Raw genomic sequence first — 13866 nt, 5'->3', positions numbered from 1 at the left:
TAGAATAAAGAAATCCACTAATAGAACCAGAAAATTCGCTAATAGGATGTAATTTTCCACCTAAAATTGAACAGAACTTGATTAATAAAATTAATTTTTCAAAGGAGAGAATTAAAAATGCCATATATTATTGATGTTTATGCTCGTGAAGTATTAGATTCCCGCGGTAACCCAACAGTAGAAGTTGAAGTTTTCACTGAATCAGGCGCATTTGGCCGTGCATTAGTACCAAGTGGTGCTTCTACAGGTGAATACGAAGCAGTTGAACTTCGTGACGGCGATAAGAGCCGCTACCTTGGCAAAGGTGTTCAAAAAGCAGTTGACAACGTAAACGACATTATCGCGCCAATGCTAGTAGAAGAAGGCTACAGCGTACTTGATCAAGTATCTGTCGATAAAGCTCTTATCGAGTTAGATGGAACTGAAAACAAAGGCAAATTAGGTGCTAACGCGATTCTTGGCGTATCTATGGCAGTGGCTCATGCTGCAGCAAACTACCTGGATGTTCCTTTATACCAATACCTTGGCGGCTTCAACTCCAAGCAGCTTCCAGTGCCAATGATGAACATCGTAAACGGCGGCGCGCATGCTGATAACAACGTAGACATTCAGGAATTCATGGTTATGCCTGTCGGTGCTCCTAGCTTCAAAGAAGCTCTTCGCATGGGCGCAGAAATTTTCCACAGCTTAAAGTCTGTTTTAAAAGGCAAAGGCTTAAACACTGCTGTTGGTGACGAAGGCGGTTTTGCACCAAACCTAGGCTCTAACGAGGAAGCATTACAAACAATCATCGAAGCTATTGAAAAAGCTGGCTACAAGCCTGGCGAAGAAGTTATGCTTGCTATGGATGTTGCTTCTTCTGAACTTTACAGCAAAGAAGACGGCAAATACCATCTTGAAGGCGAAGGCAAAGTCAAGACTTCTGAAGAAATGGTTGCTTGGTACGAAGAGCTTGTTTCTAAATACCCAATCATCTCTATCGAAGACGGTCTTGATGAAAACGACTGGGAAGGCCACAAGCTATTAACTGAGCGCATCGGCGGCAAAGTTCAATTAGTCGGTGACGACCTATTCGTTACAAACACTAAGAAACTTGCAGAAGGAATTGAAAGAGGCATTGCGAACTCTATCCTGATCAAAGTTAATCAAATCGGTACATTAACTGAAACTTTTGATGCGATCGAAATGGCTAAGCGTGCTGGCTACACTGCCGTTATCTCTCACCGTTCTGGTGAAACAGAAGATGCAACAATCGCTGACATCGCTGTTGCTACAAACGCTGGTCAAATCAAGACTGGTGCACCATCTCGTACAGACCGTGTTGCGAAATACAACCAATTGCTTCGCATTGAAGATCAATTAGGTGAAACTGCACAATATAACGGAATCAAGTCTTTCTATAACTTGAAGAAGTAATTTTTAATAAAATTAGGACCTCCTGCCGTACTGGGCTGGAGGTCCTTTTATTATGTTTCGGAGGTTACTGTCGGATAAATCGCTTTTACTATCGGATAAATCGCTTTTACTATCGGATAAATCGCTCCAACTGTCGGATAAAACCAGTTTACTGTCGAGGAGTTTTTTCACTGTCGTAGTATCCATTTATGAAAAAAATTGGAATGTAAAGCAGGGAATCAACTTGCCTTTGTATAATAATACTTAGAAAACAACATTGTTTAAAACAGATAGACTGGGGAAGATGGGAATGAAAAAAATTCTGAAAAGGTTATCGAAGATACAGTGGGTGCTTATAATTGTTGCTGTTCTTGCTGCTGGATACTATCTTTTCAACGGAGCTTTGCCTTTTCAAAAAGCGGATGTCACCATGAAGGAGCAAAAAGCAAAGAGTGGGGAAACTGTCATCCAAATTGAGGATGCTGACCTCAGCCAAATTGCAGTGGAGTTCCCGATGGATATGTCAGAAACGGCAGTCATGGATGCCATTCACAAAATGTCTCACCAAAAGGTGATCGCCAATAAAAAGTGGGGAGCAATCCCTTTAACAAAGGAACGGGTGGAACGATTGCTGGAAATAGTCAATACACACCCTGCCAATTATGAAAATGCTGCCCTTTATATTGCTATATTGAACCGCTGGGAAAAAGGAGAGTTTTCAAGGGTTGATACTGATCACAATGCTATTTGGAACCTTCAAGGCGGAACGATTGGAAAAGCGACTGGAGTATTATCACTGGATGAGGAGAAAAAGTATATTGAGGCCAATTTCAATATTAAGGTGAAACAATAAGCCATTCGCACCGTCCTCCAATCCCAAAACCTGTCACAGAAACGTGTATTGTTAAAAAGGCTTAATTATGGTAAATTTAATATACTGTGTATTGTACGTCTACAGGAGGTGGCCTTCATGCATGCATTATTAGTTACATTATTAGTGATCGTAAGTATCGCACTGATTGTTGTTGTCTTACTTCAGGCAGGTAAAAGCGCTGGTTTATCCGGTGCCATTTCCGGTGGTGCTGAACAGTTATTCGGTAAGCAAAAAGCACGTGGACTCGACTTGATCCTTCATCGAATCACAGTCGTCCTATCAGTCCTATTCTTCTTGCTCACCTTAGCCGTTACCTACTTCAAAATCTAATATAACTAAACAAAAACCCGGCCCCGCGCCGGGTTTTCTGCATTGTGCGCCCGGCATGGGTGCAGTCTCTAGGGTGAAAGTCCCGAGCCATGAAGGCAGTAGTAGTGGTTAGCTTAACGCAAGGGTGTCCGTGGTGACGCGGAATCTGAAGGAAGCGAACGGCAAACCTCCGGTCTGAGGAACACGAACTTCATATAAGGCTAGGTATCATTGGATGAGTTTGCAATCCAAAACAAAGTCCATACTGCCGAAGGTGGTACAGAGTAAATGAAGCAGATAGATGGAGGGAAAGACTGCACTCTTACCCGGGGAGGTCTGATTGACAAGCCAAGTACACTTGGTAACCTGTCTAGCAATGGATAGCTGAACAATCAGAAGTCAGCAGAGGTCATAGTACCATTCTAACTCGAGAATGAATGGGAAGGACTGAACTATTAAGAGAGAATGAAGTCTGTACATTCGGCAATTGCATTGAACACAGACAATCCGAAAGGACCTACCTAAAGGAGGAAGCGATGAATCCGCTGGGGACTCTAGGAGGGTGGAGCAAGAGTCGGCATAAACAGAGCCTTCATTCACGTGGAAAGGAATATTATCATGTTAATGGAACGAATCTTGTCACGAGAAAATCTCTTAACTGCCCTTAAACGGGTAGAGCAGAACAAAGGAAGTCACGGCATAGATGGAATGTCCGTAAAATTCCTACGACGACATCTCTATGAAAACTGGGATTCCCTTCGGGAAGCTTTGAGAACAGGTAACTATCATCCTTCCCCTGTTCGCCGTGTCGAAATCCCGAAACCAAGCGGAGGAATAAGGCTTTTAGGCATACCAACTGTGACAGACCGTTTCATCCAACAGGCAATTGCCCAAGTATTAACCCCAATCTTTGACCCAACCTTTTCTGAAAACAGCTATGGTTTCCGTCCTAATAGGAGTGCCCATAATGCGGTAAGAAAGGCAAAGGGATTTATCAAGGAGGGTTTCCGTTGGGTAATTGATATGGACTTAGAGAAATTCTTTGATAAGGTCAATCATGACAAATTGATGGGGATACTCGCTAAAAGAATGGAAGACCGCATACTTCTCAAACTAATCCGGAAATATCTTCAATCAGGTGTAATGCTCAACGGTGTCGTTCAATCAACGGAGGAAGGTACTCCGCAAGGAGGACCTCTGAGTCCTCTCCTTTCAAACATAATTCTTGATAAACTAGATAAAGAATTGGAAACCAGAGGACATAAGTTTGTCCGTTATGCGGACGACTGCAACATTTATGTTAAGTCATTAAAAGCAGGAAAACGTGTAATGGAATCCGTTTCGACGTTTATCGAGCAGAAACTGAAGTTGAAGGTAAACAGGGATAAGTCGGCAGTTGACCGCCCGTGGAAACGGAAATTTCTTGGTTTCAGCTTTACTTTAAATAAAGAACCGAAGGTACGAATTGCGAAAGAAAGTATTAAACGCTTTAAGACGAAGATCCGAGAAATTACCTCTCGGTCAAAATCTTTTCCAATGGAAGTAAGGATTGAAATGTTAAACCGTTATCTAACAGGATGGTGTGGGTACTTCGCCTTAGCTGACACACCAAGCAAATTTAAAGAATTCGATGAATGGATAAGAAGAAGACTCAGAATGTGCAAATGGAAACAGTGGAAGAAACCTAAAACCAGAGTCAGGAAACTAATGGGTTTAGGTGTCCCTGATTACAAAGCATATGAATGGGGCAATTCCCGAAAGAACTACTGGAGAATCGCATGTAGTCCAATATTACACAAAACCCTCGATAACTCATATTGAGTCAACGAGGGTTGAGAAGTCTATATAATCGTTATGAATTTCTACGTCAATCTTAATGGAACCGCCGTATACCGAACGGTACGTACGGTGGTGTGAGAGGTCGGGGGTTAGTCACCCCCTCCTACTCGATTCTAGAAAGAACGTGTTGGAGGGGGTGTCCATATGGGGAGGACAATGTCCACGGACGGTGCCTGACAACTATTCAAGCATTTTGGTAGAATGTTCACTTCTTGTTTGATTAAACTAAGGAATAGCGATATTTTGTGTTAGTGAAGGAGTAGTAAGTATGAGAATTTCATTGCCTAAACCATTTACCTTTGAGGGAGGGAAGCGGGCTGTTTTGCTGCTGCATGGATTTACCGGTAATTCTTCAGATGTTCGGATGCTGGGCCGTTTTCTAGAGAAAAAGGGCTACACCTGCCATGCGCCGCATTATAAGGGACACGGAGTACCCCCAGAAGAACTGGTTCACACTGGTCCCGAGGATTGGTGGCAGGACGTATTGAACGGATATCAATATTTGAAAAATAAAGGCTACGATGAAATTGCGGTTGCCGGTTTATCCCTTGGCGGCGTATTTTCCTTAAAATTGGGATACACTGTACCTGTAAAGGGAATTGTCACCATGTGTGCCCCGATGTATATCAAAAGTGAACAAGTTATGTACGAAGGAGTTCTAGAATATGCCCGTGAATTTAAAAAGCGGGAAGGAAAATCAGACGAGCAAATCGAATTGGAAATGGATGAATTTAAAAAGACACCAATGGGGACGCTTAAGGCTCTCCAGGAATTGATTGCCGATGTACGCGACAACGTCGATATGATTTATGCCCCAACGTTTGTGGTTCAGGCCCGCCACGACAACATGATCAACACCGAGAGCGCCAATATTATTTTCGAAAATATTGAATCGGTAAAGAAGGAAATCAAATGGTATGAAGAATCCGGCCACGTCATTACGTTGGACAAAGAGAAGGAACAACTGCATGAAGATGTGTACGCCTTTTTAGAAAAACTAGATTGGCTCGTATAACGATTATTTAAAAACCTTTTAAAGGAGGGATTAATATGGAAGAAAATATTAAAAAGCATGTCGACAGGCTTTTGCAATATATGAAGGACGAGGCATACAAGCCGTTAACGGTACAGGAGCTGGAATCCGCGTTGGGCATATCGGATTCTGCTGATTTTAAGGAATTTGTCAAAGCACTTGTGCAAATGGAGGAAAAGGGTCTTGTTGTAAGAACCCGGGCGAACCGCTATGGTCTTCCGCAAAAAATGAATCTAATCCGTGGCAAGTTGACAGGTCATGCAAAGGGATTTGCGTTTGTTATTCCCGAAGAGCCAGGGATGGATGATATTTTTATCCCGCCGACAGAAACGAATAATGCCATGCATGGGGATACCGTGCTAGTTAGAATTTCCTCGGAAAGCTCTGGCCAGCGCCGCGAGGGAAGCATTATCCGGATCATCGAACGGGGCATACAACAAATTGTCGGTACTTATGTTGAAAGCAAAAGCTTTGGTTTCGTTATACCGGATGACAAGAAATTTGCTAGTGATATTTTTATCCCAAAAGAGGCATCCAAGGGTGCGGTCGAAGGACATAAGGTAGTCGTCAAGCTTACCTCCTATCCTGAGGGGAGAAAAAGTGCTGAGGGTGAAGTCGTCACAATCCTCGGCCATAAAAATGACCCTGGTGTAGATATTTTGTCTGTCATACATAAGCACGGGTTACCGATGGCGTTTCCGGATGAAGTTCTGCAGCAGGCCAATGAGACACCAGACACAATCGATGAAAGTGAGCTGGTAAATCGCCGTGACCTTCGTGGCGAAACCATTGTGACGATTGATGGTGCGGATGCAAAAGACTTGGATGACGCTGTTACCGTTACGCGACTCGAAAATGGTAACTACAAGCTCGGCGTCCATATTGCTGATGTCAGCTATTATGTAAAAGAAGGCACGCCGATTGATGTCGAAGCTGCGGATCGGGCCACTAGTGTTTATCTGGTAGACCGTGTAATTCCGATGATTCCACATCGGTTGTCGAATGGAATCTGTTCCCTAAATCCAAAGGTAGACCGGCTAGTGCTATCGTGTGAAATGGAAATCAACGAGGAAGGCCAAGTCGTCTCTAATGAAATTTTTCAAAGCGTGATTAAAACGACTGAGCGGATGACGTATTACGATGTCAACCGGATACTCGTCGATAAGGACGAGGAGACAAGGGAACGGTATAAAGCGTTGGTCCCGATGTTCGAATTGATGGGCGAGCTTGCTTCGATTCTTCGGGCTAAACGAATGAAGCGGGGCGCAATAGATTTTGATTTTAAAGAATCAAAGGTATTGGTAGATGAAGAAGGGAAACCAAGCGATGTGGTCTTGCGCGAACGTTCGGTGGCCGAACGCTTGATTGAGGAATTCATGCTGGCGGCCAACGAAACGGTAGCCGAGCATTTCCACTGGATGGATGTTCCGTTCATTTACCGTATCCACGAAGATCCGAAGGAAGACAAACTGCGCAAGTTTTTCGAGTTTATTACTAACTTCGGGTATTTTGTAAGGGGCACAGCAAACAATGTCCACCCGCGGGCATTGCAGGAAATTATTGAAGAGGTCCAGGGCAAGCCAGAGGAAATGGTTGTTTCCACTGTGATGCTGCGATCCATGCAACAGGCGAAATATGATCCGGAAAGTCTCGGACACTTCGGGTTATCTACACAGTTTTATACCCATTTCACCTCGCCAATCCGCCGTTATCCGGACACGATTGTGCACCGGTTAATCCGGACATATATTATTGAAGGAAAACTGGATGAGGCCACAAGGGCAAAATGGAATGCCGAGCTTCCAGATATAGCAATGCATTCTTCAAAAATGGAGCGCCGTGCTGTTGATGCGGAGCGCGAAACCGATGAATTGAAAAAAGCGGAATATATGGAAGATAAGATTGGCGAAGAGTACGATGGAATTATCAGCTCCGTCACGAACTTCGGTATGTTTGTAGAGCTTCCAAACACGATTGAAGGCCTTGTCCATGTCAGCTACATGACAGATGATTATTACCGTTTTGATGAGCGCCATTATGCGATGATTGGCGAGCGAACCGGGAATGTGTTTCGCATTGGTGATGAAATTACCGTTCGGGTGGTTAAGGTCAATAAAGACGAGCGCTCGATTGATTTTGAAATCGTCGGCATGAAGGGTACGCCACGGCGTGAGCGTTCTGATGCGCCGAAGGTCTTTAGGACGGGCAGCAATGAGTCCAAGCCACGCCGGAATAAGCAGGGTGAGCGCGGGCAGCAAGGCGGCCGAGGAGGCAAACAAGGTGACGGCAAGTCCGATGCTGGCGGCGGTGGCGGTCAGGGCGGCGGAAAGTCGAGAAAGAAACGTAAATTTTATGAGAACGTTCCGAAAAACAAGAGCACGAAGCGGAAGAAAAAGAAATATTAGGGGAGAGCCTATTTGGGCTCTCTTTATTAACTTTAATTGAGTATGAAGACGAAAGCTCAGTTGTGTGAGATAGAAAATGTCCTTCATGAGGAGGATGTGAGGTTAGTCTAAAAAGTGGACACGTAAAAATGAGATTTAGATTATAATACAATCATCATTTAAAAGGACGTGTTCACATGGGTAAACATCATTCTCAAGAGTATAAAGAATATGTTGCAAAGTTAATCGTTGAGGAGGGGAAAAAAGCCTCCCAGGTAGCTTTTGAACTCGAGATCTCCCCTAAAACTGTTAGTCGATGGGTGGCAGCTTACAGGACTAAAACAAGTGCTGGGAAAGCTGGAGAAAACTATCTTACACCCACAGAACTTGAAAAACTGAAAAAGCAACACGAGAAAGAGATACAAAAATTGAAAGAGGAAAACGAAATTCTAAAAAAGGCCATGCACATCTTCACGAAAAACCAAGCGTAATTTATACGTTCATTCAAGCCCACTCTGATGAGCACGCTGTGGCGAAGATGTGCAAAGTTCTTAAAGTATCATCAAGTGGCTATTATAAATGGCTAAGGATCCAGAATAAACCTCAATCTGAGAAAGATGCCTACCGTAAAGAAATCAAGCAAAAAATAAGTAAATCATTTCACGAGAGCTATGGTACGTATGGGAGCCCCAGGGTCCATGCCGACTTGGTGGAGTGGGGTTATACCATTTCTCAAAAGACGGTTGCACGTATGATGAAAGAGATGGGTTTAACAGCCACACCAAAAGAAAAGTTTGTCATTACTACTAATTCAAATCATGATTTACACATTTATCCTAACCTGCTTAATCGCCAATTTAATGTTGAAAAGCCCAACCGAGCATGGGTAACTGACATTACGTACATTTGGACGCTTGAAGGCTGGGTTTATTTATCATCCGTTATGGATCTATTCTCAAGAAAAATCGTAGGCTGGAGTATGGCTTCACATATGAAAAAGGAGCTATCCATACAAGCATTAAATATGGCGATTGTTACAAGGCAGCCTAGTGAAGGGTTAATCCATCATTCGGACCGTGGGTCCCAGTATTGTTCAAATGATTATATCGACATCCTGAAAGGGAAAAACATGCATATCAGTATGAGCAGAAAGGGCGATCCTTACGACAATGCATGTATTGAGTCTTTTCATGCCACAATCAAGAAAGACTTGATCTACAGAAGACGCTTTAAGACCAGGGCTGAAGCCGTAAAAGCCATTAATCATTATTTAAATAGTTTTTATAATGAAAAACGAAAACACTCTACTTTAGGGCACAATTCACCGAATCAATTCGAGAGAAACCACCGGCAAGATGAAGTTGCATATACCTCATAATATAGCCATTTGGTGTTAGGAAATGAGCAGTCATGCTTTTCGACTGATCATTTCTAATACCGTACCAAACGAAGTGCGGTAGTGGTTTGGTTTCTAAAAGTCTTAAATTTTACTGTCCACTTTCTTGACAGAAGACCAGATGAAGGACAAAGTGCAGAGGTGGAAGTCGAAAAATGTCCTTCATAAGGCGGATGAAGGACAAAAAGCAGAAGTGCAGGGCTGAAAATGTCCTTCATCCACCGCATCATCCCTTTCACCTTCTTTTCTAATTGTATAGACTCACCTGTTCTGTTAAAATTAACTCGTAAACGAGGTGAAAATTATGCCAAAAGGTGAAGGAAAAGTCGTCGCCCAGAATAAAAAGGCTTATCACGACTATTTTATCGAAGAAACATACGAGGCTGGAATCGTCCTGCAGGGAACGGAGATCAAGTCCATTCGTGCCGGCAAAGTAAACCTAAAAGACTCCTACGCGCGGATTCATAATGGAGAAATCACCCTTATTGGAGTGCATATCAGCCCATATGAGCAAGGAAACCGCTACAATCATGACCCAGAACGAGAACGAAAGCTGCTGCTTCATAAGCGCGAGATTTTAAAGCTTTTTGGAGATACTAGAGAAGCGGGCTATTCTTTAATTCCATTAAAGCTTTATTTGAAAAATGGTTTTTGCAAGGTGCTGCTTGGACTTGCAAAAGGTAAAAAGAACTACGATAAGCGTGAGTCTTTGAAGCAAAAAGAAGCAAAACGCGAAATCGAGCGTGCTTTTCGCGATCGTCAGAAGATGTAAAAAAGGCAATTCGATATGTCTTACAAATACTTACAATTGAAAAATCCTCTAAATGTGTTATAATAAATTTGTCGCTGAGATGAGCGGCAAACAACTTGGCTCAAGAGCTTGCCATTTTCCTAACGTCTTGCTTCATAAAAGCAACTTTTTATAATGGGGACGCTACGGATTCGACAGGGGTAGTTTGAGCTTAGGTTGCGAGTCGAGGGGATCGGCCTCGTTAAAACGTCAAAGCCATAACTGGCAAAACTAACAACAACTTAGCTTTCGCAGCTTAATAACTGCATAGCTGTTCGCCCCTCCATCGCCTATGTGGTAGGGTAGCGGACTCACTCTTAGTAGGCTACGCCGGAGTCCACCGCCTGAGGACAAAGGAAGAGAACAACCAGGCTAGCTGACCGGACGCCTGTCGATAGGCAGATGGATCAGCGAAGCGCGAATATGTCGACTACACTCGTAGAAGCTTAAGTGCCAATATTCTTGGACGCGGGTTCGATTAATTGATAGTCGCCTTATGTGGTAACACATAAGTGAAAATCCGGCTTTATCGGTGAAACCTAAGTCGCTTGAAAAAGCGATAAGGCAATGCCGAGCGGTATGTGGAGCAATCTAACAGCCGTGTATCGACTTATAGGCTGCCAAACAATCCATTGGTAGTACTAAGATGCGAAATCTCATGCCCCAAAGAAGGGTAAATCTACGTTTCGCATAAGACGCCGGAGGACCTGTAAACAATAAACAGGTTCAAGATATAGTCAGTGCCATGACGAAAGCATGGAAACGCACGTCCCGCCGTCTCCACCATACATAGGTGGATACAAGATCAGCAGAAATGCTGGTCTTTTTTAATGCTCTTTTTTCCCTAAATAAACCAAACACATCCTAACCAGACCTTCGCCTCTCGACACATCCCAAAAAGTTTGTCGAACAATATATTGATACGAAATAGTACTCTGGTAGTATAATGGAAATTAAATGTTACTACATAATTATGAATTTACCAAAAATTCTACAATTTTAGTTGAGTGCGACCGCGTTCCCGGGCCAAGGTGAGCAAATTCTTTTAGCTGGGCACAGAGACACGGTATTCCGAAAGTTTGGCGAACTGAAACCGGGAGATATTTTAATCCTTGAATTCCCTTATGGTACTTTTAAATACAAAATGGCTACTTCGAAAATTGTCGATAAAAATGATCGGACCATCATTAGAAAGGCGGGCAAGGAGGAATTGGACCTGTCCACCTGCTACCCGTTCCATTTTGTCGGGAAAGCGCCGAAACGATATATCATTTATGCCTATCCGGTTGAGTAAAACCGGATTTTTTGTATTTAAAAAGAGGAAATTTAGAATATTTGGAGAATATTTGATTAAAAAAGGAATCAAACAGAAAAGTTGATTCGAATTTTCATCAACAATCGTTAGGGGTGAGCGCCAGTGGAAAATGAGAACTTCTTTATATCAGAAGCCATGCGGATGAATGGAGTAGAAAAGTCGGATATCGAAACTATTTTGGTGTCGATATTTCATGGAAGCTACGATGGAGTCTATGTTGCGGATAAAAACGGTGTCGGCGTGATGGTCAACCGGGCTTACTCCAAAATAACCGGTGTGAAAAGTCACGAACTGCTTGGAAAAAGTATGGAGACTGTGGTGAAAGAAGGGATTGTTTCTGAGTCGGTCACATTAAAAGTATTGGAAGAAAAAAGACCGGTCACAATTATACAGACAGTAAGAGGCAAGGAACTATTGGTAACCGGGAGTCCGATTTTTGATTCTGGCGGTGACATAGCGTTTGTTGTCACGAATGTTAGGGATATATCAGATTTAAATCAAATGAAAAGCGCACTCTATCAATCTAGAAAATTAACAGAAAAATATTTAAGTGAAATTGAAGATTTCAAAAAACGAGAATTAATCCAGATGCATGTTGATGGAATTGTGGCACAAAGCCAGGAAATCATGAGGGTTTACCATCTGGCAAGAAAAGTGGCAAAGGTTGACTCGGGTGTGCTTATTTTAGGGGAGTCCGGGGTAGGAAAAGAAGTCATTGTTAATTATCTCCACAACGAAAGCGACCGGGCCGATAAGCCGCTAATTAAAGTCAATTGCGGTGCCATTCCGAAACACCTGCTTGAATCTGAATTATTTGGCTATGAAAAAGGGGCGTTTACCGGAGCGGACAGCAATGGAAAACCAGGATTGTTTGAGCTGGCAAACGGGGGCACCATCTTTTTAGATGAGATAGGTGATATGCCGATTGATCTCCAGGTGAAATTATTAAGGGTGCTGCAGGAGTTTGAAATCATGCGGGTCGGCGGACGAAAAAGCATCAAAATTGATGTTCGGGTCATCTCGGCGACACATATGAATTTGGAGGAAATGGTGGATAAGAATGATTTCCGAAGGGACCTTTATTACCGCTTAAACATCGTTCCTATCCGTATTCCGCCATTGCGCGAAAGGAAAGCAGACATTGTGCCGCTTGCGTTCTATTTTTTAAATAAAACGAATAAAAAAAGCAAGTCGAATAAGCGATTTCACCCTGAAATTCTGAATTTCTTTGAAAAATACCATTGGCCAGGAAATATCAGGGAGTTGGAAAACCTGGTTGAAAGACTGGTAATTACCTCTGACCATGACGAAATTCAGATAAAAGATCTGCCGCCAAATTTACTCAGAGGTTTGGAAAAAACAACAACAGAAAAGGGGAAGTTAAAGGAAATTTTGGCCAATGTGGAGCGGAAGGTCATAAAAGAACAAATGGAGGAATCCAGGACGACCAGGCGTGCTGCGATGGAATTAGGAATTAGTCAGTCTGCGCTAGTAAAAAAGATGCAAAAGTTAGGTATTTAAAATCTTTGATGAAAAAAGGAATCAAACCCTAATATCCTTATTTTAGAGCCGACGTTTATTTGTCGGCTTTTTTCTGTTCTTTTCAACATTGTTTGACAAAAATTTTATAAGAATTTGTCGATTAATATCTAAATATTGAATATTTTCCATTTATTCAAAAATTGGCACGATAATTGCAATATAAAAATATGGATTGTCATTAAAAAAATAAATTTGACGGAAGGTGATGAAAATTGATGGATTTTCCAACTTTTGAGCTTAGTGGAAAAGTGGCCCTTGTAACCGGAGGAAGTAAAGGAATTGGCTTAGGTATGGCACAAGCTTTGGGTCGTTATGGGGCAACGGTTGTCATTACCAGCCGGGGGGCTGATGAAGGAGAAACAGCCGTACAACAATTAAAGGAAGAAGGCATGAATGCTGCTTATATTCAAGCTGATGTGACAAAAAAGGAGCAGGTAGAAAAGCTTGTCAATGAAATCGTCGAGCGCTTTGGCACGCTTGATATCCTAGTCAACAATGCCGGGATGAATATCCGCAAGCCGTTGGTCGAAGTGGAAGAAAGTGATTGGGACCGAGTTTTGGGGGTCAATTTAAAAGGGATTTTTCTGGTCGGGCAGGCTTGTGCCAAGCAGATGATCAAACAAAACTACGGGAAAATCATTAACATCTCCTCCATTTTTGGAAGCGTGGGAATGTCGTTTCAAACTTCCTATGCTGCCAGTAAAGGCGGCATTAATCAATTAACAAAAATCTGGGCTGAGGAATTGGCACCAAATAACATTACTGTCAACGCGATTGGCCCTGGCTATATTATGACGCCGATGACGCAGGATTGGCTTTCTGATCCTGCGCGGGTCGAAAAGATCGTCAACTCTACGATGATCAAAAGATTTGGGGAAATATCAGACCTCGTTGGTCCAGTCGTGTTCTTGGCATCTGATACATCAAAATATGTGACAGGCCAAGTGCTCCACGTCGACGGCGGTTGGACGGCACGTTAAAGGAGGTTT

At 42.8% G+C, this 13866-nt stretch carries 11 protein-coding genes, 1 other RNA gene and 1 pseudogene; all 13 read left to right on the top strand.

Going from position 1 to position 13866, the window contains the following annotated elements:
• Positions 1 to 117 precede the first annotated feature (117 nt).
• On the top strand, positions 118 to 1416 hold the full coding sequence (eno, locus tag ACZ5B7_RS25875; RefSeq protein ID WP_213144249.1) for a phosphopyruvate hydratase: 1299 nt from the start codon (positions 118 to 120) through the stop codon (positions 1414 to 1416).
• A gap of 289 nt (positions 1417 to 1705) precedes the next feature.
• Positions 1706 to 2248 carry a DUF6241 domain-containing protein gene (locus ACZ5B7_RS25870; RefSeq protein WP_464491473.1) on the top strand — a complete coding sequence of 181 codons (543 nt, stop codon included), beginning with the start codon at positions 1706 to 1708 and terminating at the stop codon, positions 2246 to 2248.
• A gap of 117 nt (positions 2249 to 2365) precedes the next feature.
• Positions 2366 to 2599 (top strand): preprotein translocase subunit SecG, encoded by a 234-nt coding sequence (secG, locus tag ACZ5B7_RS25865; RefSeq protein WP_213117762.1) that lies wholly within the window; start codon positions 2366 to 2368, stop codon positions 2597 to 2599.
• 597 nt (positions 2600 to 3196) lie between these two features.
• Positions 3197 to 4455 (top strand): annotated as a pseudogene (ltrA, locus tag ACZ5B7_RS25860) (group II intron reverse transcriptase/maturase).
• 230 nt (positions 4456 to 4685) lie between these two features.
• Positions 4686 to 5432 carry an alpha/beta hydrolase gene (locus ACZ5B7_RS25855; RefSeq protein WP_464491472.1) on the top strand — a complete coding sequence of 249 codons (747 nt, stop codon included), beginning with the start codon at positions 4686 to 4688 and terminating at the stop codon, positions 5430 to 5432.
• A 35-nt stretch (positions 5433 to 5467) separates the two neighbouring features.
• Positions 5468 to 7855, top strand: coding sequence for a ribonuclease R (rnr, locus tag ACZ5B7_RS25850; RefSeq protein WP_464491471.1), 2388 nt, complete (start codon positions 5468 to 5470; stop codon positions 7853 to 7855).
• A gap of 176 nt (positions 7856 to 8031) precedes the next feature.
• Positions 8032 to 8325 (top strand): transposase, encoded by a 294-nt coding sequence (locus tag ACZ5B7_RS25845; protein ID WP_213140605.1) that lies wholly within the window; start codon positions 8032 to 8034, stop codon positions 8323 to 8325.
• A complete protein-coding gene (locus ACZ5B7_RS25840) occupies positions 8262 to 9212 on the top strand; it encodes an IS3 family transposase (RefSeq protein ID WP_464494429.1) in 951 nt (316 codons plus the stop codon). The genes ACZ5B7_RS25845 and ACZ5B7_RS25840 overlap by 64 nt, the downstream gene beginning before the upstream one ends.
• A 322-nt stretch (positions 9213 to 9534) precedes the next feature.
• Entirely contained in the window at positions 9535 to 10002 is a 468-nt protein-coding gene (gene smpB, locus ACZ5B7_RS25835; protein WP_213144254.1) for an SsrA-binding protein SmpB, read from the top strand.
• Between the two features lie 163 nt (positions 10003 to 10165).
• Positions 10166 to 10501, top strand: a transfer-messenger RNA (tmRNA) gene (gene ssrA / locus ACZ5B7_RS25830).
• 522 nt (positions 10502 to 11023) lie between these two features.
• Positions 11024 to 11314 (top strand): sortase, encoded by a 291-nt coding sequence (locus ACZ5B7_RS25825; protein ID WP_464491470.1) that lies wholly within the window; start codon positions 11024 to 11026, stop codon positions 11312 to 11314.
• 123 nt (positions 11315 to 11437) lie between these two features.
• Entirely contained in the window at positions 11438 to 12856 is a 1419-nt protein-coding gene (locus tag ACZ5B7_RS25820; RefSeq protein ID WP_464491469.1) for a sigma-54 interaction domain-containing protein, read from the top strand.
• A gap of 236 nt (positions 12857 to 13092) precedes the next feature.
• Complete coding sequence (locus tag ACZ5B7_RS25815) at positions 13093 to 13857, top strand: SDR family NAD(P)-dependent oxidoreductase (protein WP_464491468.1); 765 nt, start codon at positions 13093 to 13095, stop codon at positions 13855 to 13857.
• Positions 13858 to 13866: the final 9 nt, after the last annotated feature.

The organism is Neobacillus sp. S1115 (assembly GCF_055385565.1).
This window is presented reverse-complemented; position numbering and strand designations above follow the sequence as displayed.

Excerpts from the sequence above, each read along its gene's own strand:
- eno (WP_213144249.1), top strand. The coding sequence starts at position 118 with ATGCCATATATTATTGATGTTTATGCTCGTGAAGTATTAGATTCCCGC.
- ACZ5B7_RS25870 (WP_464491473.1), top strand. The coding sequence starts at position 1,706 with ATGAAAAAAATTCTGAAAAGGTTATCGAAGATACAGTGGGTGCTTATA.
- secG (WP_213117762.1), top strand. The coding sequence starts at position 2,366 with ATGCATGCATTATTAGTTACATTATTAGTGATCGTAAGTATCGCACTG.
- ACZ5B7_RS25855 (WP_464491472.1), top strand. The coding sequence starts at position 4,686 with ATGAGAATTTCATTGCCTAAACCATTTACCTTTGAGGGAGGGAAGCGG.
- rnr (WP_464491471.1), top strand. The coding sequence starts at position 5,468 with ATGGAAGAAAATATTAAAAAGCATGTCGACAGGCTTTTGCAATATATG.
- ACZ5B7_RS25845 (WP_213140605.1), top strand. The coding sequence starts at position 8,032 with ATGGGTAAACATCATTCTCAAGAGTATAAAGAATATGTTGCAAAGTTA.
- smpB (WP_213144254.1), top strand. The coding sequence starts at position 9,535 with ATGCCAAAAGGTGAAGGAAAAGTCGTCGCCCAGAATAAAAAGGCTTAT.
- ACZ5B7_RS25815 (WP_464491468.1), top strand. The coding sequence starts at position 13,093 with ATGGATTTTCCAACTTTTGAGCTTAGTGGAAAAGTGGCCCTTGTAACC.